The organism is Polynucleobacter sp. MWH-UH23A, assembly GCF_040409805.1.
In the GTDB taxonomy this organism is placed as follows: domain Bacteria; phylum Pseudomonadota; class Gammaproteobacteria; order Burkholderiales; family Burkholderiaceae; genus Polynucleobacter.
In genome coordinates this window covers 1,338,818-1,363,700 of sequence record NZ_CP099572.1, presented here as the reverse complement: position 1 = coordinate 1,363,700, position 24,883 = coordinate 1,338,818, and the positions used below count along the sequence as shown (strand labels likewise).

At 45.7% G+C, this 24,883-nt stretch carries 25 protein-coding genes; 14 read left to right on the top strand and 11 right to left on the bottom strand.

The window, feature by feature from the left end; all coding sequences use genetic code 11:
- Positions 1–12 precede the first annotated feature (12 nt).
- Positions 13–804: an enoyl-CoA hydratase/isomerase family protein gene (locus NHB35_RS07095; RefSeq protein WP_353431678.1), complete on the bottom strand. Its 792-nt coding sequence runs from the start codon at positions 802–804 to the stop codon at positions 13–15.
- A gap of 98 nt (positions 805–902) precedes the next feature.
- Here NHB35_RS07095 and NHB35_RS07090 point away from each other — a divergent pair, with 98 nt between their 5' ends.
- From NHB35_RS07090 to NHB35_RS07070, 5 genes are all read left to right on the top strand, one after another.
- Positions 903–1,061, top strand: a complete 159-nt coding sequence (locus NHB35_RS07090; protein ID WP_353431677.1) for a DUF5993 family protein — start codon at positions 903–905, stop codon at positions 1,059–1,061.
- Between the two features lie 6 nt (positions 1,062–1,067).
- Positions 1,068–1,631 carry a disulfide bond formation protein B gene (locus NHB35_RS07085; protein WP_353431676.1) on the top strand — a complete coding sequence of 188 codons (564 nt, stop codon included), beginning with the start codon at positions 1,068–1,070 and terminating at the stop codon, positions 1,629–1,631.
- A 35-nt stretch (positions 1,632–1,666) separates the two neighbouring features.
- Positions 1,667–2,683, top strand: coding sequence for a tripartite tricarboxylate transporter substrate binding protein (locus NHB35_RS07080; protein ID WP_353431675.1), 1,017 nt, complete (start codon positions 1,667–1,669; stop codon positions 2,681–2,683).
- Positions 2,684–2,836: 153 nt separating this feature from the next.
- Positions 2,837–3,286 (top strand): hypothetical protein, encoded by a 450-nt coding sequence (locus tag NHB35_RS07075; protein ID WP_353431674.1) that lies wholly within the window; start codon positions 2,837–2,839, stop codon positions 3,284–3,286.
- A gap of 33 nt (positions 3,287–3,319) precedes the next feature.
- Positions 3,320–3,781 (top strand): glycine zipper family protein, encoded by a 462-nt coding sequence (locus NHB35_RS07070; protein WP_353431673.1) that lies wholly within the window; start codon positions 3,320–3,322, stop codon positions 3,779–3,781.
- A 15-nt stretch (positions 3,782–3,796) separates the two neighbouring features.
- Here the strand turns inward: NHB35_RS07070 and NHB35_RS07065 are convergent, their stop codons facing one another.
- From NHB35_RS07065 to trxA, 5 genes are all read right to left on the bottom strand, one after another.
- Positions 3,797–5,188, bottom strand: coding sequence for an MATE family efflux transporter (locus NHB35_RS07065; protein WP_353431672.1), 1,392 nt, complete (start codon positions 5,186–5,188; stop codon positions 3,797–3,799).
- A 3-nt stretch (positions 5,189–5,191) separates the two neighbouring features.
- The gene (locus tag NHB35_RS07060) at positions 5,192–6,910 is read right to left on the bottom strand and encodes a hypothetical protein (protein WP_353431671.1); all 1,719 of its coding nucleotides are present in this window, start codon (positions 6,908–6,910) and stop codon (positions 5,192–5,194) included.
- Positions 6,911–7,031: 121 nt separating this feature from the next.
- The gene (locus NHB35_RS07055) at positions 7,032–7,379 is read right to left on the bottom strand and encodes a type B 50S ribosomal protein L31 (protein WP_353431670.1); all 348 of its coding nucleotides are present in this window, start codon (positions 7,377–7,379) and stop codon (positions 7,032–7,034) included.
- A gap of 186 nt (positions 7,380–7,565) precedes the next feature.
- Positions 7,566–8,828 carry a transcription termination factor Rho gene (gene rho / locus NHB35_RS07050; RefSeq protein ID WP_353431669.1) on the bottom strand — a complete coding sequence of 421 codons (1,263 nt, stop codon included), beginning with the start codon at positions 8,826–8,828 and terminating at the stop codon, positions 7,566–7,568.
- A 254-nt stretch (positions 8,829–9,082) separates the two neighbouring features.
- Positions 9,083–9,409 (bottom strand): thioredoxin TrxA, encoded by a 327-nt coding sequence (gene trxA, locus NHB35_RS07045; RefSeq protein ID WP_068948270.1) that lies wholly within the window; start codon positions 9,407–9,409, stop codon positions 9,083–9,085.
- 143 nt (positions 9,410–9,552) lie between these two features.
- Between trxA and NHB35_RS07040 the strand changes: the two genes are divergently transcribed.
- Together NHB35_RS07040 and NHB35_RS07035 are read left to right on the top strand one after the other, a co-directional pair.
- Positions 9,553–12,564 (top strand): PD-(D/E)XK nuclease family protein, encoded by a 3,012-nt coding sequence (locus NHB35_RS07040; protein WP_353431668.1) that lies wholly within the window; start codon positions 9,553–9,555, stop codon positions 12,562–12,564.
- Positions 12,561–16,079, top strand: a complete 3,519-nt coding sequence (locus tag NHB35_RS07035; RefSeq protein ID WP_353431667.1) for a UvrD-helicase domain-containing protein — start codon at positions 12,561–12,563, stop codon at positions 16,077–16,079. Before NHB35_RS07040 ends, NHB35_RS07035 begins: the two co-directional genes overlap by 4 nt.
- A 13-nt stretch (positions 16,080–16,092) precedes the next feature.
- Here NHB35_RS07035 and NHB35_RS07030 read toward each other — a convergent pair whose 3' ends face one another.
- Both NHB35_RS07030 and NHB35_RS07025 read right to left on the bottom strand, forming a co-directional pair.
- A complete protein-coding gene (locus tag NHB35_RS07030) occupies positions 16,093–16,440 on the bottom strand; it encodes a BrnA antitoxin family protein (protein ID WP_353431666.1) in 348 nt (115 codons plus the stop codon).
- Complete coding sequence (locus tag NHB35_RS07025) at positions 16,421–16,693, bottom strand: BrnT family toxin (RefSeq protein WP_353431665.1); 273 nt, start codon at positions 16,691–16,693, stop codon at positions 16,421–16,423. Before NHB35_RS07025 ends, NHB35_RS07030 begins: the two co-directional genes overlap by 20 nt.
- A 194-nt stretch (positions 16,694–16,887) precedes the next feature.
- Between NHB35_RS07025 and NHB35_RS07020 the strand changes: the two genes are divergently transcribed.
- The 3 genes from NHB35_RS07020 (at position 16,888) to NHB35_RS07010 (ending at position 19,045) form a co-directional block, all read left to right on the top strand.
- Positions 16,888–17,715: a tetratricopeptide repeat protein gene (locus tag NHB35_RS07020; protein ID WP_353431664.1), complete on the top strand. Its 828-nt coding sequence runs from the start codon at positions 16,888–16,890 to the stop codon at positions 17,713–17,715.
- Between the two features lie 20 nt (positions 17,716–17,735).
- Positions 17,736–18,239, top strand: a complete 504-nt coding sequence (locus tag NHB35_RS07015; protein ID WP_353431663.1) for a DUF1993 domain-containing protein — start codon at positions 17,736–17,738, stop codon at positions 18,237–18,239.
- 269 nt (positions 18,240–18,508) lie between these two features.
- Positions 18,509–19,045, top strand: coding sequence for a hypothetical protein (locus tag NHB35_RS07010; RefSeq protein ID WP_353431662.1), 537 nt, complete (start codon positions 18,509–18,511; stop codon positions 19,043–19,045).
- 13 nt (positions 19,046–19,058) lie between these two features.
- Here NHB35_RS07010 and NHB35_RS07005 read toward each other — a convergent pair whose 3' ends face one another.
- On the bottom strand, positions 19,059–20,030 hold the full coding sequence (locus NHB35_RS07005) for a tripartite tricarboxylate transporter substrate binding protein (RefSeq protein WP_353431661.1): 972 nt from the start codon (positions 20,028–20,030) through the stop codon (positions 19,059–19,061).
- 197 nt (positions 20,031–20,227) lie between these two features.
- On the opposite strand from NHB35_RS07005, the gene umuD reads away from it, so the two are divergent.
- From umuD to NHB35_RS06985, 4 genes are all read left to right on the top strand, one after another.
- Entirely contained in the window at positions 20,228–20,725 is a 498-nt protein-coding gene (gene umuD, locus NHB35_RS07000) for a translesion error-prone DNA polymerase V autoproteolytic subunit (protein WP_353431660.1), read from the top strand.
- Positions 20,722–22,050, top strand: a complete 1,329-nt coding sequence (locus NHB35_RS06995) for a Y-family DNA polymerase (RefSeq protein ID WP_353431659.1) — start codon at positions 20,722–20,724, stop codon at positions 22,048–22,050. Before umuD ends, NHB35_RS06995 begins: the two co-directional genes overlap by 4 nt.
- Positions 22,051–22,189: 139 nt before the next feature.
- The gene (locus tag NHB35_RS06990; protein ID WP_353431658.1) at positions 22,190–22,333 is read left to right on the top strand and encodes a hypothetical protein; all 144 of its coding nucleotides are present in this window, start codon (positions 22,190–22,192) and stop codon (positions 22,331–22,333) included.
- 395 nt (positions 22,334–22,728) lie between these two features.
- Complete coding sequence (locus NHB35_RS06985; protein WP_353431656.1) at positions 22,729–23,067, top strand: YkgJ family cysteine cluster protein; 339 nt, start codon at positions 22,729–22,731, stop codon at positions 23,065–23,067.
- Between the two features lie 4 nt (positions 23,068–23,071).
- Here the strand turns inward: NHB35_RS06985 and NHB35_RS06980 are convergent, their stop codons facing one another.
- Entirely contained in the window at positions 23,072–24,004 is a 933-nt protein-coding gene (locus NHB35_RS06980) for a tripartite tricarboxylate transporter substrate binding protein (RefSeq protein ID WP_353431655.1), read from the bottom strand.
- Positions 24,005–24,039: 35 nt separating this feature from the next.
- On the bottom strand, positions 24,040–24,864 hold the full coding sequence (locus NHB35_RS06975; protein ID WP_353431654.1) for an amidohydrolase family protein: 825 nt from the start codon (positions 24,862–24,864) through the stop codon (positions 24,040–24,042).
- Between the last annotated feature and the right edge of the window lie 19 nt (positions 24,865–24,883).

Genomic DNA, 24,883 nt, shown 5'->3' with positions numbered 1-24,883 from the left:
TAAAGCTAAAGATTACTTACCAGCCCACTTCGGTGGGCGGCCTTCTAAGAAAGCATTAACACCTTCTTTAAAGTCCTGGCTGTTATAGGTCTCACGCATGAGGGCAGTGCATTCTGGAAGATTGTTTTGCAATAGCCGCGTTAAGGTCAGCTTGCTCGCCTTTTGTGTGATGGGCGCTAGAGCAGCCAACTTATTAGCGAGGGCATCAGCCGCTTGAGTAATTTCTTCCGCTTCCACTGTTTGATAGAGATAGCCAGATGCGAGTAATTCTGGGGCTTTAATCAATTCACTAGTGAGAAGCATTTTCTTGACCATGGGCACACCTAAGTGCGCGCTAATCCATGAGAGATTGCTAGGAGATAAACAGTTTCCTAAAGTGCGCGCCACCGGAATTCCAAAGCGTGCCTCTGGGGTGGAGATTCGAAAATCACAAGCAGTAGCAATTAGTAGTCCGCTGCCAACTGCTAAACCTTCGATAAGCGCTATGGTTGGCATGGGTAGTTGCTGCAATGAACTGAAGATGTTGTCTACAGCCACTTCATAAGCTTCATCTTTTTTCAAATCAACAAATTGCTGAATATCGCTACCCGATACAAATGCCTTATCACCAGCGCCCCTAAAAATTGCCACCCGAATTGATGGGTTTGTTGCTAGGGAGTCGCAGATAGTTTTGAGTTCCTCATACATAGGCCAAGTCATGGCGTTACGGGCATTCGGATTATTGAAGGTAATTCGAGCGATAGCCCCATCTAACTGTAGATTGAGGCAAGGAGGTGTGGCGCTAGTGTTGAGGCTGTTATTCATGAAGTTATTCTAAACAATGACTCTTTTGAAAGACCACTTTTTAGGTCTTGTTTTAGTGATTTACCCGACCTCAAACTGTCCTGCGCTAGAATTCCCTCATGTATATGTTTCTGCCTTTTCTGACAGCATTTATTGGTCTCGTCCTAGTTTGGTTTGAGAAGCGTCTTGCGGGCCTAACTGTTCTTGCAGTGACAGTCGCCATATTGATGGTGTGGTTCCGCTTTCATGCGAATAGTCATCTCAATATCAGCTTGTAAGTATGCATGAGTAAACATTCCTTTCCCTCATTAGCGGCACTTGGTAATCAACTAGCTTTGTTGGCAGTTGTCGGCATACTGTCTTATGCCTTTTTTGATCAATTATATTTTGGTGAACTGCCTTGCCCGCTATGCTTAATGCAGCGCATTGGCTTTGTCATTATTGGATTTGCATTAGTTCTCAATATTCGCTGCGGTGCTCACTCTGCACATTATGGTTGGGGCATCATTGGCGGTCTAGTAGGGATGACGGTTTCCCTGCGCCAAGTGCTTCTTCACATTCTGCCTGGCGACAAAGGTTTTGGTAAAACATTTTTAGAGCTTCATTTTTATACTTGGGCTTTTTTAGGCTACCTAAGTTTGTTGGCGGGATTCGCAGTTTTACTGATGCTACCTAATCGTGATGTGCGCTCACGCTCTTGGTTTGCAAATGCCTTAATCATTGCTTTTATTTTGCTTGTATTCGGAAATTTGATTTCAACGCTTCTTGAGTGTGGCATCGGCGCATGTGCGGATGACCCAAGCAAGTATGAAGGTTGGCTCTGGTTACGCTCTCGATTCAATTTTTAATTTAGTTCACCTAGGCTAATCCTGGGTTTGCAAGGATGCAATTTTCTATATTGGCTAAAGTAGCTAAACCCCCATTTTTTAAATGCCTATTGATTTGCCTCACGGTGTTATTGGGAGCAAATACGTCTTGGGCTCAGTCATCTAAAAATACTATTTGGCCAAAACAAGCTATTCGAATTGTGGTCAGTTTTACTCCAGGTGGTGCACCCGATATCTTGGCGCGTGTGTTGGCAGAGAGTATGCAACAAAGCCTGGGTGTCCCTGTATTGGTTGAGAATCGTCCGGGCTATGGCGGTAATATTGGCGCAGAAATCGTCGCCAAGAGTGAACCTGATGGCTACACATTATTAATTGGTACTGTGGGTATTCATGCGATTAATGGTGCGCTCTATGAAAAGATGTCATTTGACCCCGTTAAAGATTTCACGCCTATTAGTTTTCTAGCAAGCACACCAAATGTATTAGTGGTCAATAAAAAACTGGGCGTTAATAATTTACATGAGCTGATCGAGTTGGCAAAAGCCAAACCGAATCAACTGACATTCGGATCTTCTGGGGTTGGAACCTCATTGCATATGTCAGGCGAGCTCTTAAAAGAAATGGCAGGCATTCAAATTCGCCACATTCCTTACAAAGGCCGTGCGCAATCTTTGCCTGATTTGGTTAGTGGTCGTATTTCCATGTTGTTTGACAATCTATCTTCCTCGCTACCCTTGATCAAGGCAGGTGAGGTGCAGGCATTAGGGGTGACTACCTTAAAGCGCTCGCATGCTGCACCAGAGATTCCTACTTTTGCAGAGCAAGGTCTTCCTGGATTTGAGGCAGTCTCTTGGTTCTCATTGATGGCGCCTGCAAATTTACCGCCCTCTATTCAGAAGCGATTAAATGAACTCACCTATCGCGCGCTAAATGACCCAGAAGTGAAAAAACGCTTGCTAGCGGGAGGGCTGGATCCTTCCCCAAGTAGTGCTAAAGACCTGTCTAAATTGATTGCTCAAGAATCCGCCAAATGGAGCAGGATAGTACAGCAATCAGGCGCGAAGTTGGATTAATAAGTTGGAGTAATAAGTTAGAGCATTCACCATCAGAAATAAGTGAATTTCCTGTCAGCTTAAATATTTATCGGGCGTTATTGATAGTAAGGCTAGTAAAAACTAGAATCGAGAAGTAGGCTGCATCAAGACCAAAGATAGAAGGGGTCAACCATGAAACAAGTCAATAAATTCAGCATCTTAGGCCTTATTTTGGCTTCAGTCTTAGTATGCTCATCAGTGCAGGCTCAGGCTGGTAACGTCGCTTGGAATGTATCAGTTGGCGGCGGTTACGGTGGTTGGCGTCCAGTAGCCTATGGTCCGGGCTGGGGCCATGGTTGGGGTCCAGGTTGGCGCGGCAATTGGGGCTACGCTGGCGGCTATTACTGTCCTTATGCTGGTTACTATGCTCCCCCAGTCGTTTATGCGCCTCCGCCCGTAGTAACTTACACGCCACCGCCACAACCTGTAGTTCTGGCTGCGCAACCACAACCTGCGGTTTGGTATTACTGCGCCGCAAGCGGTAAATATTATCCATATGCACAAGAGTGCCCAAGTGGATGGCAGACTCAGGCGGCTACACCGCCAACAAGTAGTGCTCCGCATGGTCGCCCACAGTATTAATTTCAATACGTTTTAATAATTCAGGATTTGTATATGACAAGATTAACTCGCGTAGCTGTATTAGCTGCCGTTGCCACAAGCGTATTAAGTGCATGTGTATCTGCACCAACAGGGCCAACAATTGCCATCATGCCGCGCGAAGGAAAACCGTTTGAAGTATTCCAGCAGGAAGATCAAGTCTGCCGCGAGTTTGCAGCAAATGCCGTAAAAGATACTAGTAATGCTGCTTTAAAAGAGGGTGCAACGAGTGCCGCAATTGGCGCTGCTCTTGGCGCTGCTGCAGGCGCAGTGATTCAGGGTGGTAGCAGTCAAAATATTGGCACTGGTGCAGGTGTTGGCCTATTAGGTGGCGCTGCTATGGGCGCCATGAATTCGGCTGGCAAGCAAAATCAAGCGCAGACACAGTACAACATTGCTTATCAACAGTGTATGTATTCAAAGGGTAATCAAGTGCCTAGCTACCCAGCTCCTGTATCAGGCCCAGGATATCGCTAGTAAGCTCGTATTAACTCAGACCTCAACAGGCGGATGCGTTTTTTCATAGCGCTCCGCCGTTTTTCTAAATAGGTATAGCAGTAAACAAGCAGCTAAACCTAGGCTGATACTATTGCCAGCCCAAAACCCATTTGCGCCTTGCAAAAACTCTGGTGTGAATCCCAAAACATTGAAGCCCATAAGGTAGCCGCCACCAAGACCAACGCCCCACAGTGAGCCTGCATAAATCACCATTGGCCAAAATGCGATGCGATAAGCGCGCAGAATAAATGCCGCGGTCACTTGTAGTGCATCGAAGACTTGATAAAAGGCAATAAATAAAAAGAGTGGTATCGAAAAAACTTTCACTGCCTCTGGTGGATCGTACAAGTCCAGTAGCTGCATACGGAAAAACCAAACTGCAACCCCAATCAAGATGCAGGTGCTAGTAGTGAAGAATACAGAAGACCAGCCAATTTCTTCAGCGCGCTCTGGTCGATTGGCGCCAATCGATTGCGATACTAAAGTCATGGTGGCAATTGATAGGGAGAGTGGCACCATATAAATAACGGTTCCCATATTAGCAACGATCTGATGACCAGCTAAAGCTGTTGTACCCAAGCGAGCAATAAACAGCGACATGAAAGTAAATGAAGTCACTTCAATCAAATAACTAAATCCAATTGGAGTTCCTAACTTTAGTAAAGTCCAAATACGATGCCAATCAGGCATGCTAAAGCGCGCAAAGATATGAAAAGGGCGGTAGAAGCGATCGAATATAACAAAGCCTAAAGTCATCAATAACCAGGACCAATTGATGATGACGGTTGCTACTGCGCAACCAGGTCCGCCCATGCCTTCAATGCCCAGGCCACCATAAATAAAGAGAAGATTAAGTGGCAGCTTGAGGGCTAGACCAATCAATTGCACAACGGTGATGACGCCAGGACGAGATACCGCATTGTGAAGAGCCATTAGGACGCGCATGCCCATGCTGGCAGGCAAACCAATTGCCAGAATGTTGAGGTATAACTTGGCTTTTGCTTCAATGTCAGGCGCTACTCTAGAAATTGCCAATAGATGATCTGCATTGAGCAAAATAAAGCAGCCCAAGATCGTTAAACCAAGAGCAAGCCAAGTCGCTTGACGCACTTCTTCGCCAATATCTTTATGGCGTTTAGCGCCAAACAATTGACCAGCAATTGGCGCAAGAGCAGAGACCACGCCTGTTAAGCCAACATAGATGCTGATAAAAATTGCTGATGCCATTGCTAATGCCGCTAAGTCATCAGCGGAGTAGCGCGCGGTCATTGCGGTATCTAAAACACCAAAAGCAATGACGGCTAGCTGACCAATGAGTAGCGGGCCAGCCAGTTTTAATAAGGCAGGAATGTCCTCGCGAAGACGCGATGCATTAAAGTGCAGCACCGATTACTCCGGAATAACTTCGTAAAGGCGTAAGCGCTCATCACGGTCTGCAGCGCGACGGTCTTCCCATAGTAAATGGAGTTTTTTATTATTAAGTTGAGCGTAAGCTTGAGCCCCAGATTGATTATGGGTCAGCATCCATGGGCAATTAGGGTCATCACGCAAGGTCAGCTTGGTGAAGTAATCAAAAGAAGCCAGCTGTGCAGGGCCAATATTGCTGGTATCAATACAGCCGCCACCTAGAGGCACCACTTGCGCCAAGCGAGCAGAAACCAGGCGATAGGTTTTAGCGTAATTGATGGTTGGTAACCATAACGTCATCAATAAAACCCACATCAAAGTAGTGCCCGATGCAGAAATAATCAGGCAACGCCAGATTTCTTTTGGTGCGCGTGAGGTTCTCCAGCGCACTACTGAGAGCCAAACACCAGTAATCGCTAAGGCAACGATGAATGCGAGCCAATTAAATTGACCTTCAAAGCCTGGAAGTAAGCGTGTGATATTGGCGGCAGTAGATTCTGGGAAACCCGTGACTTTGGCTAGCCAAATAATCCAAATGGCTAATGCAATTAAAGTAAAGCTAAATAATGCGAACCAGTCAATGAAGCTAATAACGCTACGTTTCAGAATCGGCAAGCTAAATGCCGCAATGATCGAGAGACTCGGAATCATGATCATCAAATCATGTTCGTTCGCTTCAAGACGAAACAAAACGTAAATCAAGCTACCAATAAATAAACTGAGTGGAATGCAAAGATGCGGAGCACGCCAAGCACCTGCTGCTTTGGTACGACCCCAGTGCGCTAGGGAGATGGCTGCGAGTGGCCATACGGGCCAGGCATACGCCCAGAAGTTCACGCTTAAGAAGCCTAAAGATTCAACGGAAGGTCGTGCGCGCATTTCTGGGGCATTGCGCCAACCTTCTTGCGCAATATGTCGCCACTCAGTAGGAAGATCTGCGAGATACCAAATGATCGGCCAAAGTGCAAAACCAATCAGGCCCAATAGAGTGCTAGTCAGCGTCCAACGAAAACGCAATTTAGCATTGCTGGCAATCACGGCAATGATGGTCGATGTCACAATAATCAGGCTTAGGGTGAGATTGCTCGAGAGCGCCACAATTGCAATGCCTAAGCCAGTCCATAAACCACCTTGCCATGGTTTATCAAGACCGCGTACGGTGCCGTACAGCACGATACTGATACCCATTAATTGCGCCATCATCGGCGTAGTTTCGTGAGCGCGCTGTGCAAGACCAACGCAAGCCAAGAAGATCAGTAATGCGCCATCAGCTAGAGTCATACCGTAGCTTTTCATATCGGGTTGACCGCCAACTGCTAGAGCCATCGGTTGCACTTCACGACGACGACCAAGTAAGTAGGTGGCGTACCAAATTGCGAGAGCGGCTGCAAAAAAGCAAATCGCAGAATACAAACGTGCTGCATTAGCAGCACCAATAAATTGACTAAATAATTTGATGAGAGTGGCGCCCATCCAGTAAGGCAGTGGTGCGCCTAGGGAGACATCGCGACCAGCCAGATGCGGAACAATCCAATCGATGGAGTTGCCACGAAACAAGGTCCACATACCGCCAAAGCCAATCGCGTCTTCATTTTTCCAGGGATCGCGAAAAAAGAGGCCAGCAAAACCATAAACCAAAGTCAGCGCAAAAATAATAATGCGCGGAATCGATCTCGTAGCGGCAGCGGTTAGTTTGACCATGAACTCTCTTGGGGTAAAACAATCTTTAAAGCAAGCAACTCAGAAATAAAAAAGGCAGCAAACGCTGCCTTGATTATCTCGCAGAGAAGGGCATTGCCATACCCTGCGATAAGGAGGTGTATTAAGCCTTCTTCTTAGATGACTTCTCAGCAGCTTTTGCTTCTGCAGCGGCAGCTTTTTTCTCTGCAGTTTTAGCAGCGCCATCACCGGAAGATTTAGCAACAGCTTTGCTACCAAATTTCTGACGGAATTTCTCAACACGACCAGCGGTATCCATGATTTTTTGGGTGCCAGTGTAGAAAGGGTGTGATTCAGAAGAAGTCTCGATCTTGGCTAATGGATATTCTTTGCCATCTTCCCACTTGATGGTCTCTTTAGTAGCCATTGTGGAGCGAGTCTTGAAGCTGAAGTTGTTGGAAACGTCCAAAAAGACGATTTCGCGATATTCGGGGTGAATGCCAGGTTTCATGTGAGGTCCTATCAGCGGGTAGCCGTTTAAGTTGATTAACTTAAATACTTTCCCAAGTTAAAAGCGGTTAAGGTGCTGCAAAAGCGAAATTATGCCATGAAATCAATAAGAAAGCGCTGTTTAGCCTAGTAAAAAGGGGCTAAAAAGCCCCTTTTTGCCTTAAAACCACCCTAGAGGGGGTCTAAATTAGCCTCCGCGACGCATCAGGTCGAAGAACTCACCATTGTTTTTGGTGGATTTGAGCTTATCCACAATGAAGTTCATGGCCTCGATATCGTCCATATCGGCGAGCAATTTGCGCAATACCCAGATCTTCTGGAGGTTTTCTGGTTTAACCAGTAATTCCTCGCGGCGGGTACCAGACTTGTTGAGGTTGATCGATGGGTAAACACGACGCTCAGCCAAACGACGCTCAAGGTGAACTTCCATATTGCCAGTGCCCTTGAACTCCTCATAGATAAGGTCATCCATGCGGCTACCAGTTTCAATCAGGGCAGTTGCGATGATGGTTAAAGAGCCACCTTCTTCAATATTACGAGCAGCACCGAAGAAACGCTTTGGTCGTTGCAATGCGTTTGCATCTACACCACCAGACAATACTTTTCCAGAAGAAGGAACAACGGTGTTGTATGCGCGTGCAAGACGAGTAATTGAGTCAAGCAAGATGATGACATCTTTGCCCATTTCTACTAAACGCTTGGCTTTTTCAATCACCATCTCGGCAACCTGCACGTGACGTACTGCCGGTTCATCAAAGGTAGAGGCAACCACTTCGCCGCGCACCGAGCGCTGCATTTCAGTAACTTCTTCAGGACGCTCATCAACGAGCAAGACAATCAAAATAGCATCGGGATTATTCGCCGAAATCGCATGTGCAATGTGCTGCATCATCACAGTCTTGCCAGACTTTGGTGAAGCCACAATTAGGCCGCGTTGACCGTAACCGATTGGAGAAATCATATCGATAATGCGGCCAGTCAAGTTTTCTTCTGCCTTGATATCACGCTCTAAACCAATAATGCGGTTAGGGTGGAGTGGTGTTAAGTTCTCGAACATGATGCGGTTCTTGAGGGCTTCAGGAGCCAAACCGTTGATCTTGTCGACTTTTACCAATGCAAAGTAACGCTCACCGTCTTTTGGTGTTCTCACTTCGCCTTCAACGCTGTCGCCGGTGTGTAAGTTAAAGCGACGAATCTGCGCTGGAGAAATATAAATATCGTCAGGTGAGGCCATGTAAGAGGCTTCTGGAGAACGCAAGAAACCAAAACCATCTGGCAAGACTTCTAAGGTGCCATCACCGTAAACAGTTTCACCAGCTTTAGCGCGTTTTTTCAGAATGGCAAACATCAATTCTTGTTTGCGCATCCGTTGTGTATTTTCAATTTCCAGTGCAGCAGCCATTTCAAGCAAAGCGGATACGTGGAGGCCTTTGAGTTCAGTTAATTGCATGTGGTTCTCGGGTATTAAAAAAGGGAATTAAATAAATGGATTTTGGGATGAGACTGTGCCGATCGATGTCACACAGATGTAGAAAAACAGAATTGTGGTTTTGCTAAAAGGGGAATTAAGAACGAATGATCAAAAACAGATGGGGGAAAATTTTTGGGGAAGCTGTGCGATTTGTAAAAGGCACCGAACTGCTATTAATGAAATACTACACTAAAACCACAGGCTCAGCTCCTGAACCTGTGGTGTGGGACTATTTATAGATGACTATCGATAAATGCAGTCAACTGCGATTTGGCCAAGGCGCCTACTTTTTGAGCAGCAACAGTGCCATTTTTGAATAGGATCAAGGTCGGAATGCCACGGATATTGAACTGGGCAGGCACGCCTTGGTTCTCATCAACGTTCATTTTGGCGATTTGCAATTTGTCGCCGTATTCACCGGAAAGCTCTTCCAGAATAGGGCCAATCATTTTGCAAGGACCGCACCATTCAGCCCAGAAGTCGAGCAGAACAGGTTTATCGGACTTGAGGACGTCTTGTTCGAAAGAGGCGTCAGTTACATATTTAATGCCGGCACTCATGAAAATTCCTTATTTGGGCGTATTTGTTTATGTGTTTAGTTATAGCGCTACAACGCTTATATTAGCAATAAGCGAAACATTCTGCTCAAAAGTCAAAATCAGCCGTCCCGTAGAACCCTAAATCGAACCCTAAACCCCGTTTCATGTCACACCCATTTCCAAGACTTTCAAACCAAAAGCAAGTACAGGCTTGGTCAATCGCGCCTGATGCGAGTGCGCTTGAGCAGTTGGCTAGAGGAATTTGGGATTGTGCACTGCAAACTAAAACACGCCCCCTAGTAGTGCTGAGCACTGCAGGCCCATTAATTGGGATTAGAGCTGCACTAGAAAAGTATCGACCCGATAACTTGGATCCGCAAATTGCATTCTTGCCTAAAGTTATTAGCTTTACCGATTGGTTAGAGGCAGCGCCAGGAGCGTGGAAGTTTCCCAAGAAGCAAACAGACTTAGAGCGTTGGTTATCGGTGTTCGTCAATTTGCGCAAACACAAAACATTACAAGCTTGGTTCAAGGCTGAGAGTGAGGCTGGAGCATGGGGTCTCGCGCAAGCCGTAATTCAAGCATGTGATGCTTTATCAGAATTGGTAGTTCCTCAACTACAAGAGGAGTTCAATGACTTGCTGCAGACACATTCATTAGACACGCAAGCATGGCTAAAGAAGGTTGAGCAAGTTTTAGATCAAGCAATCGCCAAAGCCTATGTTGGTTTATCTAAAAATGTTGTTGATGAAGAGGCGGCGGTCTTACTTGCATTTTGGCGTTATCTCACTAACGCTGGTGACCCAGTCATTCGTAAGCATCTCGCAATGGCACTGCACTTGCAATGTGCAAAAGAGATCGCAGTAAACAGTAACAATAGTGTGCGCCCATTCGTATGGGTTCAAACTGCGGACCCAAAACCGATTGATCAAGAGGTCATCGATCCTTACCTGGCTAAATATTCCCAATCGGCGCCAGTAGTGCGTGTCTCGCTTGATTGGACGCAGGTTGCCTTGTGGTCCGAGGCCCTGTCTGGACAAGATGAGAAAGGGGAGATTGTCCAGTCAGATGCAGATCAAGAGCAACAGATTCAACGCAACGTTGACTCAAGCGTGAAGGAGGGCTGGCGCTTAATTTCTGCGAAGCGTTTTGAAGAATTAGCGTGGGCTGCAACAAAATCTGTTGAGTCTCATTTGATTGCGGGAAAGAAAAATATTGCATTAGTAGCCCAAGATCGTTTAGTTGCGCGTCGCGCTAGAGCGTTGTTGAGTCGTCTCGGTAACTCATTACGGATTCGTGATGAAACAGGATGGAAGCTGTCGACTACTCGAGCCGCTGCAGCATTAGATAGTCTTTTAGAGTTGATGCGTTCGCCCAAAGAAGGGCCTAGCGCTGCTATCTTGCTTGAGTTTTTACAAAACCCATATTTAGATCTTGCGCATTGTCTTCAGAAGACCCCTGAAGCTTGTATTGGATTGCTGGCGCAGTTGGAAGACATTTTGGTTGCCAGTCAGGCGAAATCTGGCTGGGAAACTTTTATGGCTGCTATTGAAAAAGCCAATAGCTATACCGCAAGTCATGGTGGCTCACCAAATCAACAGCTTATCGACTTAATTCGATTTGTAAATGGATTGCATGGGCAGTGGCAGACCCCTTTAATTACCTGTGCAGATGCTTATCTGAAGCTACAGGCCCAGCTTGAAGTGACAGGCATGGCTGGTCGATTGGAAAAAGATGCTGCTGGCAAGCAATTATTGGAAGCCTTAAAACGCTTTGATCTTGGCTCAGGGCCCTATGGCGAGTTGAAGATGCGTTTGCCTGAGTGGTTGAGTCTTCTCAAAACCGTGATTGAAGAAGCTTCATACGAAGAAGCAGGTAAAGATTCGCAAGCGACATTGAGTATCTTGCCGCTGAGCTCAACAAGGCTGCGTGAATTTGATGCGGTAGTGATGGTGGGGTGTGATGAGCAACAGTTGCCTTCGTTTTCACAGCCGCCATTATTTTTCTCTGACGCACTCAATCGTTATCTTAAGTCCTCAACGATTACCGCGCAATATATCCAGCAAGCAAGAGACCTTTCCCAGCTTTTGGTTGCTTGTTCAAACGTAGACTTACTGTGGCAAAGCAAAAGTAAAAGTGGTGAACCCTTAAGGCCTTCCGCATGGATTGCGCGATTGCAAGTGGCACTCAAGGCAAATGCATTGAAAGTATCCGAACCAAACCTAAAGCCATATGAAGGCCAGTCCCAACCCATTCAGATGGCAATCAGTAAGCCAGACCCAGACTTGGCCATACCTACCACCATTACACCAAGTGCTTATAAGGCTTTACGTGATTGTCCTTATCGCTACTATGTCAGTAGCTTATTGGGATTACGCAAGGCAAAAGAGTTTGAAGAGGGCTTTGATGCCTCATTAGCGGGGCAAACACTGCATGCACTACTTAAAAACTTTTTCCAGGCACTCAAAACTGAAGAGAAAAAATCACACTCACCAATTCATGATGGAGATGATGCAAGACGCCAGTGGATGATTGAGCATCTCATGCAATTTTCAGAAAAAGAATTTGAAAGATTAATTGCTGGTGATGCAAGGGTGCTGGGCACACTGCGCGATTGGCAAAAACAAATCCCCAGTTTTATTGACTGGCAAATCAAGCGAGAAAACGAAGGGTGGCGTTACCACGATGCTGAATTAACAGTTGGTTTTGCTATCACTCTGCAGGACCCCAATGGTGTCGAGCGAGAAATTCGGATTGCTGGGCGTGCTGACCGATTCGATATTCATCAATCGGACGAGTCACTTGCCGCCGTCATTGACTATAAAAATCAAGACATGAAGAAGATTTCCAGTCGCGCCCAAAATGCGCTGGATGATCCGCAGTTGTTGATTTATGCGCGCGGAGCAAATGAAGATCCGAACGCAGCACACCTTCCTGGGCGAACTGTGGAGCAGGCTGAGTGGATCAGCTTGAAAGCCAAAATCAGCGAGGATGAAGAGAAACAGGTGCGGGCTTATCCAGTTGAAGATATGCCTGAGCTGATGCAGCAATTTTCTGAGCAGATTGTTCAAGACTTAAATGAATTGTGGGCGCGTAAACCCATGCAAGCATTTGCGCCAGATAGCGTATGCCAATACTGTGATGCTCGTGGTATTTGCAGAAAGGGGATGTGGTGAGCGAGAAGTTTGATAACGCGATTGCCTGCGACCCTAGCAAATCAGTGATTGTTTCTGCCTGCGCTGGTAGCGGCAAAACATGGCTATTAGTCTCACGCATGATTCGCTTGCTTTTGGCGGGTGCTAAGCCACAAGAAATCCTAGCGCTCACATTTACTCGCAAGGCTGCTCAAGAAATGCGTGATCGTCTATATCAGTTACTAGAAGAGTTCTCAGGTGCTGATGACAAGACTCTAGCCGATCAGTTGGAACAAAGAGGCGTAGCCCCAGAGCAAGTGAAGGATTTGCTGCCAAAAGCCAGGGCGCTTTACCTCAAGATTTTGGCAAGCCCGCAACCTGTAGTCATTGATACCTTTCATGGTTGGTTTGGGCGACTCTTAGACGCTGCCCCAGTATCGGCCGAGGTTCAGCCAGGCTTTCGTTTGCGAGAAGATGCGAAGCGCTTGCAAGAAGAGTGCATGTCAGATTGGTGGGGTAACTTGCCAGCGGAATTACAAAAACACTATGACGTCTTATTGGAAGAGTTTGGTGCATTTGAGACTCAAAAATTCTTGATGGGCAATTACAGCCTCTTCAAGCAAAGAGGTGCATGGACATTTTTTCAAGATACCTGCAATGCTCAAGGTGTTAAACCGATTAATTGCCTTGACAAACTTCTTCCAACTTTAGGTTCTGTAAATCCTCTAGAAGATTTTTGGAATCAGCCACAAACAAAAGCTAATTTAGAAGTCATGTACAAGTGCTTTAGTAATGGCACAAAAACCCAAAAAGACAAAGCCCCATTTATTTTGGATGTCATCGCGCATCATGAGGCAGGTGGTTCCGTAATGGAAATCGCTAATCAATGGGAAACTTATTTCTTTACTCAAAAGCGCACCCCTTTAAAAGATATTGCAGAGATGAGTGCGCCAATGCGTGCTTATCATGAGAAAACTGGCCTAGATCCCACTGAAATTACTGCCATTCGCACTGATTGGCTAAAGGCCTACGAAGCCCTATTTACGTGGCAGAGCGAGCATTTAATCCATCAATTAAACGATGCTTGGTTTGCTATGAGCGAGGCCATGCTCACTCACATGGAAAGAAGCAAAGAAGCCATGCGGGTGCGTGATTTTGATGATTTAGAGATTGGTGTAAGTCAATTGATGGCAAGCACGGATAACGCTGCATATTTACAAGCTAGGTTAGATGCCAAGTACAAACATATTCTCATTGATGAATTTCAGGATACCAATCCATTGCAGTGGCAGATATTGCGCTCATGGCTTGCGGGATACGGTGACGATGGATCAATGCCAAGTGTGTTTATCGTTGGCGATCCTAAGCAATCGATCTATCGTTTCCGTCGTGCTGATCCTAGGTTATTTGATAGCGCGCGAGATTTCTTAGTTGAAAAACTAGGGGCAACCCCTCTGTATCAAAACGAGACTCGACGTAATGCGCCAAGAATTAATGATGCAGTGAATCAGATTTTTCTAGCTGGATCATTGCCTGAAAGCTATCGCTACGCAGAGCAGACAACGGCCTGGAAACCCTTGCTAGAAAGGCTTCCAGAGCAAGATTATGCCGTCAAAGGTGAGGCCTACTTATTGCCTTTGATTCCGCGAGAAGAGCCGATAGTCGCAACACGCGTTGGAACTGCTCTGGATGGCCCAATTGAAGATGCGGGACAAACCACGCCTGTGCAGCAGCGCTATGAAGAGGGCAAACTGCTCAGTCGTTTGATTCATCATTTATTAGCCACACGTCAAGTGATGGATAAAAAAGATGGCAAACCCATTTGGCGTCCTGCAAGGGGCAGTGATTTTATTTTATTAGTAAAGCGGCGCGAATTTTTACCCCAATATGAAAAAGCACTGCGTGAAGCGGGCCTGGCTTATGACAGCTCTCGCTTAGGTGGTTTGCTCAACACCCTTGAGATTGATGATTTGATTGCCCTGCTAACGGTCTTGGTTTCACCAAGGCATGATTTGCCTTTAGCGCAAGTATTACGTAGCCCTATATTTAGTTTTTCTGAAGGGCAGATGCAAGAACTTGCCAAGAGTGTTAGTGATGGGCTTTCCAGTTGGTGGGATGCATTGCAATTGAGTCAAAGCCCTCTAATTCAGAAAGCGGCTCGTTATCTAGAGCGCTGGCGCAGTCTAGGCGAGGTATTGCCGGTTCATGACTTATTGGATCTGATTTATCACGAGAGTGATTTGCGTATTAAATATGCAGTTTCTGCCCAAAACTTAGCGCGTGCGCAGGTGTTGGCCAATCTGGATGCTTTCTTGGAGCTTGCATTGAATCAAGATGGCGGTCGTTACCCCAGCTTAAGTCGCTTTATTGATGAGATTAACGCAATGCGTCGTGGCGACGATGATGAGACGCCGGATGAGGGTGATGTTGAGCTAGAGGCGGAAATGGATGTCGATGACAATATTGCCGAAGCTGATGTTGATAGTGAAATGTCTGAAGAAGATCAGCATCGACGCGTACGATTGATGACGATCCATGGAGCAAAAGGTTTAGAGGCGCCGTTCGTCTTCATGCTCGATGCGAATAATACGGAGTGGAAAGCGCCACACCGTGGCGTGCTGTTAGATTGGTCTCCAGAAAAAACCAGCCCAAGCCACTTATCGTTGTATACCGCCAAGACCTTGACGGGTGAGCGTAGCGCAATCTTTCAAAAAGAGGCTGAGGTCAGTCAAAATGAAAACTGGAACTTGCTATACGTAGCGATGACTAGGGCCAAGCAGGGCTTATGGATCAGTGGCGTTGCATCTAATTCCAAAACGGGCATTAAAGAGCGTTCTTGGTATGGCAGAGCCTTGGCGGCTGGGATAGCAACTCTAGATATGGATACTCTCAATCTTCCAGAAGTGGCGGCGCAAGCAAGCGATGCTCAAGAGCAGCTCGGTAGCATGCCATTTCAGATGGATCACTTTGCGATTGAGTGGGCGCATGCTCAAAAGGAATACCAAGAGCTAATCTCTCAGATTGAGAGTGGTGAGTTTGCAAAAGATCTTGCAGAAAAATCCACAGAGCAAGCGCAGGAGCAGCCCGACCCTGAAATTTTGGAAGAGGGAACCAACTTTCATAAATTGCTAGAGTTCTTAACTCCAGACTCAAGTAGCCCCATCAAGCCGCCTATGCCAACCGAGCAAGAGGTAATGAATTGGTTGGGGGTGGATCAAGATCATGCCAAGAGAGTGACGGAGCGTGTTACTAGAGTATTAGCAGCGATAGAACTAAAGCCTTATCTCACCTCAGGTCAGTGGATTGCCGCATGGAACGAACTTGATATTGCTAGTAAAGAAGGCAAGAGCTACCGCATGGATAGATTGGTGGAATTTGATGACCACATCGCCATCTTGGATTACAAGCTGACCATTCCAGAGATGGGTGGTGAAAAGTACGAACAATATCGCGAACAGTTACAGAACTACCGTAATGAATTAACCCGAATCCGCAAAGACAAGCCTAATAAGGCTTATTTGATTTCCTCATCGGGTGAGATCAAAGAGATTTCTTGATGTACTCAGATGTCTAGGCAGCCGCCTTTAACTTGCTAGCCATTAAAACGCCTTTATTAAGTCTTTTCTCAATAGTAGAGATGGTTTTAGATTCCCTCTTTACTTCACCTAATATTTGATTAATGAAGGTTTGCCAGCCTTCACCTTTAGATTTGTAGAAATCTAAAGTGTCCTTATCAATCCTCAGAGTGATCTGCTCTTTGGTGCCGCTACCAAGAGGTCTACCTCGCCCCCGAATAGCTCTATGTTTAATTTCATTCCACTCTTTGTCGGTGAGCGGAGGTGAGTCTGGGTCGGATAGGGCTGCTCTTGTAATTGCAATATCTTCTTTAGCGCTAGGCCTAATAATTTTCTTCTTCATATTTATCGATCTCGCGAATGTTTGCTTTTCTCAGACTAATAATTCTCATTGTTGCTTTTGACTCTACATAAACCACGCAATATAAGCGTTGACTAATTAGCGCTAAAGCTACGAACCTTTCTTCTCCATATTCTTTTCTGCGGTCAACCCACTTCAGTGCCGTATCCCAATCTAATAACTTAGCAGCCGAGAGGGGTAGACCATGCTTCTTTAAATTGGAATTATTTTTTGCCAAATCATAGGTAAATTTCATCCAAATTATTGTAGTTACATAAAATCATAACATCAATCAATTAATATAGCTACAAAAAATAAGGTTACTCCATTTGAGGAGCTCTATTCTTAGGCTTGAATTTCCCCAAAAAGCCCTCATATAGCTAAGGGATAGCAAAAATACCCAAACTAGCGATAATAAAAATCGCAATAAATTTCCTACAAGGAGTTTTAATGAAAATGCGTAATGTAATGAAGGTAATGAAGATGTTTGTGACAGTGTTCGCAAGCGCGCTCTTGTTAACGAGTTCTCTCGCTTTTGCCGAAGCAACATTGCCAGAGGTTTCTCAAGCTATTCAATCAGGTCAATTGGCTAAAGCTGATGCCATGATGAAAGAGGTATTGCAAAACCATCCGAATAGCGCCAAGGCGCATTACATTGCATCTGAACTCTATTTGCGTGAAGGCAAAATCGATGCCGCGCGTCAAGCCTTTGTTAAAGCAGAAAACTTGGCGCCTGGATTGCCATTTGCGCAACCTGAATCTGTCCAGCGCTTACAAGCAGAGTTGCGTGTTGGCACAGTGCCCGCAAATGTAAATATGAATTCTGGCGCAGGCTCTATCTTCAGCAGCCCCATGTTCTGGATTTTGATGGCGATCTTGATCGCCGGAATCATCTTCTTCATGAAAAAGCGTCAGCCACCAGTAGAGGTGTATAACGCTCCGACAGTAAATGGCCCATATTCTGGTGCTCCAGGTGCTCCTGGTACTTATCCTCCTGGTTACCCTGGCGCACCTAGCGCAGGTAGTGGTTTGATGGGTAGCTTGGCAACGGGCGCCGCTTTAGGTGCTGGTATGGTTGCAGGCGAAGCATTGGCTAGCCATTTGATGGGCGGCAATCAACACACTAATCCTGGAAATGTAAACAACGGCTTTAATCAGGTTGGCGGAATTGCACCAGATGCTCCAAACTTTGGTGTCAATGATGCGAGCTCGTGGGATGACGCGGGTGCCAGCTCTTGGGATGACAGTGGTGGCGGTGATTTCATGAGTGACGTTTAAGCAAGAAGGTAAACATCAATATGCCAATGTCAATGTATCAAGCATCGATTCCGCAGTTTGTGAAGATGCTGACAAACCTTTCTAATATCCTCAAAAAGGGCGAAGCTTTCGCTAAGGAAAAGAATATTGATGGCGCAGTGCTGATTAATGATCGCCTCGCGCCAGATATGTTCCCGCTATCAAAGCAAATCCAAATTGCTTGCGACCAAGTTAAGAACGGCATGGCGCGCCTTGCTGGCGTTGAGCCACCCAAATTTGATGATCACGAAAGTACCTTTGAGCAGTTGCAAGAGCGTATTGCTAAAACTATTGCTTTTGCTAAGACCATTACCCCTGCGCAGCTTGAGGGTAGCGAGACTAAAGAAATTAAGTTCTCGATTAAAGAATGGAACTTTGAGTTTGTAGGCGATCAATACCTACTGACCTGGATTATTCCCAACTTCTACTTTCATATTGCGACCGCCTACAACATCTTGCGCCACAACGGTGTAGAAGTGGGTAAGTCAGATTATCTTGGGGGCTAGGCGACTACAATAGCCTGATGGAGATACTTTCGAAATCATTGAGACCGTAAACCCTTGGCTTTTTAGAGCCAGCATGTATCTATCTGATATGTTCTTGGATGACCCGGCCATTTTGGCATTCATGTTTTGTTAGTTCTGTTTGCACAAATAATGTGCGACAGTTCGCATATTGAATCTATTTTTTTGGTATTTTATCGATTAAATATTTTGGAAGTATTTGCCGGCTGGGCTAAATAGCCTGCCTGTTGAGATCAGCAAGGGTATTGGGGATGACTGAGGGGATATTAATTGGGGGCTTAGTAGTGTTGGGTGGCTTGGTTGCTGGCTATATGAAAACACATCCTTTTTATAGCCATAAAACTCAAAGATACAAAGAGCGCTATCAAAACAAATTGCAGGATATGCTGTTGAGTGACCATGATGCAGCCGATGCTTATTGGTTGTCGCGCGCCATTGCTGACAATATTTTTGATTTCGGCACAAGAACATACCGCGATTACCATGTTGAGCGTTATGAGAAAAAAGCAAAATCAGAGCGACCACATCTTTATAGACTTCATATCGAAAGACCGGTTACCCTTTGTGAGCAATTGACGGAGCGGGCAGTTGAGCTAAAGGTTCCGGTGAGTACGTATAGCCTGCATATGCGCCAGCTTTGGCAAGAATATTTAGTCCCTGTTGGACGTCTTGCTCCAAAGTCAATCGAGCGTCTGCCCGGTTCCAGTCTTTATTACACCGATCTTATTAGCTTGCCCGTTTCGCAGGAGGACATCCAAATTTTTACGCAAAAAACCGGTCAGGAATAAAGCTTGGGCTTGATTACTTCAGCATTCCTGCATTCTTCGCATCCTCCATAGACTGCGCACTTTTCTCTTTGATAAATGCTGGCATTTTTGCCAGTGGTATATCAACCAATACAAAACCAGACTCTTCTAATTTTTTCTTAGTCTCAGGATCGGCATTGAGCTTGGCAAAGTAATCCGACATCTTTTGTTGAAGTACTAGCGGGGTAGATTTGGGTACGGCTACACCACGATAAGCGCCGTCTACCCAGTTCAGTCCCAGTTCTTTAAAGGTCGGTACATCAGGTAGCGCGGGATTGCGTTTCTCAGTGGCGATAGCAAGAGTACGCACTTTCCCTTTTTGCTGAATCGCTAATGGCAAATAACCCATCGCGCCATCAACGTGCATGCCAATGAGTGCGGTAATTAAATCACCCGTGCCTTTAAACGGCACGTAATTAATTTTGACGCCTGCCAATTTATTTAAGCGCTCTACAGCCATATGGTTAGCGGAGTATTGGGCTGAGCCAGCCAAGGACATCTTGCCAGGCTCTTTCTTAGCTGCGGCAATAAATTCTTGATAGGTTTTATATGGGCTATCAGCAGAGACCATCAAGGCATCTGGGGTGAAGTGGTAGTAGTAGATCGCATTGATATCGTCAGTTTTGTACTGAATACCTTCTTGTAGTGGCTGCAAGATGGTGTGCGGAATATTGACGCCTACTACGGTTGCGCCATCGGCAGGGTAGGTATTAAGCGCGCTCCAAACAAGAGCGCCACCAGCGCCAGCGCGATTTATCACCACCATGGGTTGTCCAAACTTTTTCGCAGAGATGTCGGCTTGATAGCGGGCAACTAAATCCGATTCGCCAGCAGGCGGAAAAGGAATGATGTACTGGATGGTTCTATCGGGGAAGGGTGCTGCGGATTGCGCAAACGCTGCTGTACACAGACCTAAGAAAAAATAAAACCCAGCAACGATATAACTTACCTTGTGATGCAACTTCATTTGTCTCCCCCACCGGTATCGGTTGTTTTGGAATAGAAATTCATCGAAAACTCATAGCCCATTATGGGTTAAATCCTTCCTGGGGAGATTGGGGTTTATGACTAGAAAAACCGCCTCAAAGACCGGAAAACAACAAAAACAGCCTCATTTTTCAGGTTTTTATATATACTGTATAAACATACAGTATATTAATCACTATGAAGCCGCAGTTAAGCCCACTAAAAACGACCTTAAGTCAGGCACCACAAGCCTTGGCAGGTCATTTTGCTGCCTATGAGCTCAAGCTCTTAAGCCACCGTATTTCAGCTGGATTTCCTAGTCCGGCGGCGGATTACGCTGAGGATGGCCTGGATTTAAACCAGTACCTCGTAGAGAACAAGCCCGCCACTTTCATGTTCACCGTGAAGGGTGACTCGATGTTGGGCGCAGGAATTTGTGATGGCGATAAGGTTGTAGTGGATAAAGCGTTAAAGCCAAAACACAAAGATATCGTGGTGGCAGTTGTTGATGGTGAGTACACCATTAAACGTCTATATCAATCACGTGGCCGTGTTGAGTTGCAACCTGAGAACCCGAGCTATGAGCCCATCACATTTGGTGAGGGCAATGAGTTGCAGATTTGGGGTGTAGTGGTTGGCGTAGTGCGCAAGTACAGCACTGCGAGCACTCGTTACAACAAGAGTATCAAGCTATGAGTGCGCCACAAAAATTACCCACCACTCATTCAACCCCAGCATTGTTTGCTTTGGTGGATGTGAACAATTTCTATGTTTCTTGTGAGCGTGTTTTTCAGCCCAAGCTGGAAACCGTTCCTATGGTTGTGCTATCAAATAATGATGGATGCGCCGTAGCGCGTAGCGCAGAAGTCAAGGCCCTAGGGGTCAAGATGGGTATGCCCTGGTTTCAGATGAAAGATCTGGCTAAGAAGCACGGCATTACTGCCTACTCATCAAACTACACGCTCTATGGTGATATGAGTAATCGGGTAGTGCAGGTACTCAAAACATTTACACCCAAGATTGAGATCTACAGCATTGATGAAAGTTTCTTACAAATCGAAAGTGTTTTAAAACACTACCGCGATACCGTTGAGTTGGGTCAATCGATTCGACAAACTGTCAAAGATACAACCGGCTTACCAGTGTGTGTTGGCATTGGTGCTAGCAAGACTTTGGCGAAGTTGGCCAATCATTTGGCAAAGAAACATTCCTCATTTTCTGGTGTATGCGATGTACAGGCAATGCGCAAAGAAGAACTCTACCAATGGATGAGCGAGACTGAGGTTGGTGAAGTGTGGGGGATTGGTCGCCAGTTAAATAAAAAACTCAAAGCACAGGGTATTCATAGTGTGTTTGACCTGCTGTGTGCTTCACCGCAGGCTATGCGCCAGCAGTATGGCGTGGTGATGGAGCGTCTTTGCTATGAACTGCGAGGCACTTCCTGCCTGCAGCTAGAAGAAGTGGCGGCAGATAAGCAGCAAATCATTGCTTCACGCAGCTTTGGCAAGCTAGTGACCAGCCAGACTGAGCTAGCCCAATCAGTAGCGACTCATGTCGCGAGAGCCGCAGAGAAATTGAGGGGGCAAGATGGGGTGACTGGTGCATTAACGGTGTTTATTCAGACAAACCCATTTAAGCAATATGAGCCACAGCACCATCAAAGCATCACCGTTCCTTTGGCTGATCCAACAGACAACACGCTGACATTAACTAACGCAGCGCTAGCAGGCCTGAAGCAAATTTATCAACCCAACTTTCGTTATAAGAAAGCGGGAGTCATTCTGAACTGCATTAGCGATAAACCTAGCGTTCAGCAATCACTCTTTGAAGATCTAGAGAGCAAAGGTAAGTCAGCACACCTCATGAAAGTGATGGATGAAATTAATACCCGCTTTGGAAATGCAGCGCTTCGGTCAGCAGCCTCGGGTACGCAAGATAGTAAACAAGCTTGGCAAATGCGATCAAACAATCGATCACCTAACTACACCACCAAGTGGGATGAGTTGCCGATCGCACGCTAGGAAAGCCCATGAAACGCATAAAAGAGCATCAACAAAATACCAAAAAATCACGATTTTTCACTAGCTCATTTTGTGAGCTTTTGACTCATTAATCTAGTAACAAGGTAACAAAAAAGTAATCAAAGTAGAGGAGAAACACATGAATACATTAAGCAACTTGATGAACAACTTTAACGGCATCTCATTGGCTGCCATCATGATTTTGTCGTACTGCGCAGTACTCAAAAACACCAAGCGTCATGAAAGCGAAACAAAGCAAGCGTTTAATCGTCAGTATCAGTAAAAAATAAGAATAAAAGTCAGCAGAGGGGGAATAAGGAAATCACGGATTCCTTATTCCCTTGTTTTATTTCTTTTTGGTAAATTGCGAGGGAGTTTTATTCTTTAAATTACGCCTAATTAGCCACGAGCTAACGCGGTCAATTGCAGTTCTAGTGCAGGTCTTTAGTAATGATTCCTGTCTTAGGAAATCATCAAACTTACTGCCGGTGTATTTTTTCTTCATAATGCCTTATTTGACGAAATTCCTGAATTAAGAAATTGCTGCTTATGGAAAAGCATAGTCGCTGAATCATAAAATCCCTATCAGAACTTACTGAATTGCATGTAGGAAAAGACTGATAAATAGATCCCCAAGGGGAAATACAATGAGACTTTCTAAGTAATCATCAAGATTGAATGACATCCAATCCCTGTTTTGACTGTGGTCAGTGTTGCCAACATTTCCGTGTGAGTTTCTATCATGGGGAAATTGAAGGTAATGGCGTGGGTGTGGTTCCCGCAGAACTAACTACCAAACTCACAGATCATCTCGCCTGTATGAAAGGCACCGAGAGGGGTGGTGCACCTTGTATCGCATTACGCCACACCAAAGAAGAGGGTTGGCGCTGCTCTATTTATGAGAACCGTCCAACCCCTTGCCGAGAATTCAATATTCTCAATGAGGATGGAACGCCCAACCCAGATTGCGAGCGACTACAGCAAGTCGCCAGACAAAAGCGACTAGCTGGCAGTTGAGCATTTAACGCAAATTCAGTGTCTTCGCGATTTGGCTGAAGGCTGCGTATTCCTGATCAAGCTTGTTTTGTAGCTCTTTGCCTGTCAGAACGGCAGAAGATTCACCAACCTCATCTAAATACCGCATGGTGTCAGGCTCTTTCATGGCCTGACTGAAGGCTTGTGCAATTTGCTTAACGCGCTCAGGCTTCGTGCCTTTAGGTGCCAACACTACCCTCCACAACAAAGTTTCTTCTTTAGGAAGACCAATATCTTTTAAGGAGCTCGCATTCGGAAATTGCGCATTTCTGTTTACAGAAGAGACTAGCAAGCACTTGGCTTTACCAATATTGGCGTGCTGTAAGACCGGTGGAATAGAGCCTACATAGATATCAATTTGATTCGATAAAAAACCTATGATGGTTTCACCGGCACCTTTGTAGGGAACATCAACTGCTTGGATATTTTGCGGTCTGAAGATGCGCTCGGTAGCGAGCTGCGCAGGGCCACCTAAGCCATCGGTGCCATAGGTGTATTTCTTGGGATTCTTGCGCAACTCTTCCATAAAGGATTTGCCATCATTTGCTGGAAAATCAGGATGCACGCAAAAGACATACGGCGCAGTAGATAGCTGAATCACTGGAATATAGTCATTCGGCGTGTAAGGTACTTTGCTAGTTTGCGGAACAACCGTGACAGGGGAAGGCCAAACGCCTGCTAGGGTATAACCATCTGGTGGAGAGTTCACCATTTGCGCAACACCAATCGTGCCGCCGGCACCTGGAACGTTCTGCACGCTAATCGGGCCACCAATAAAGCGCTGCGCATCTTTAGAGGCTACCCGAAAGAGTGCATCGGTACCGCCACCAGGCGCAGTAGGAACAATCAATTTAGTGACGGTCTGAGCAGAAACCGATTGCAATAAACAGATTGCTGTACAAGCAAAGACGGTTTTCAAAAGAGATTGTTTAGAAAGATTGCGCATATCAAGCCTTATTCAAAATGAAAGAGGGATTTAGGGTTATTGATCAAAATGTCATTCCACACTTTGGTATTTGGAATGGCTGACTGAATCCAAGAAATACAGTCAGCATAAGTAAAACGGTTTTCATAACTGAGCCATGGCCAATCACTAGCCCATACTAGTTGTTTGGGGTTGGCTGCCACAAGCGCATCAACATAGCCTTGAATGGAGATACCTTCCAAAAAGCCAAGACGATAGGGTGCCGACAGTTTGACCCATACTTTGCCATCGGCAAGACCATGCAGGGTATTCTGAAAACTCTTACTCTGCATGCCAAATTTAGGATCTGGGTTGCCAAAGTGATCCAGCACCAAAGTGGCGCCACTAGCTAATATTTTCGGAACTACCAATTCTTGTAAGTGGTCTTCTAGAAATAATTCAATATGAAGATCTAAATCTTTGGCTAAAGCCAACAGTCGCTTGTAGTCAGCGCTATCAATATTGGGAATGGCTTTTTTCTTAATCCAATTTAGGCGAATGCCAACAACACCTTGCTCACGCATCTGTAGTAATTCTTGCTCTAGGTGAGAGGAACTGGGGTCAACAATGACTGTGCCACGAAGTCGATCAGGATAACGACGAAGAGCATCAAGCAAAAGCGAATTATTAGCACCATAAAAACTGGGTGCAATTAATACCCCATGTGAGATACCGTGTGAGCCTAAAACAGCGAGATATTCTTCTGCGTCAACATCACGCGTAGGTCGAGAGTGGATCTCCGGAGCCAAGGGTAGATCCACGGCCATGATGTGGGCATGGCAATCTACGCCAGTAATAGCGGGTTTTTCTGACATTTGTCTCTAAATAGGTATT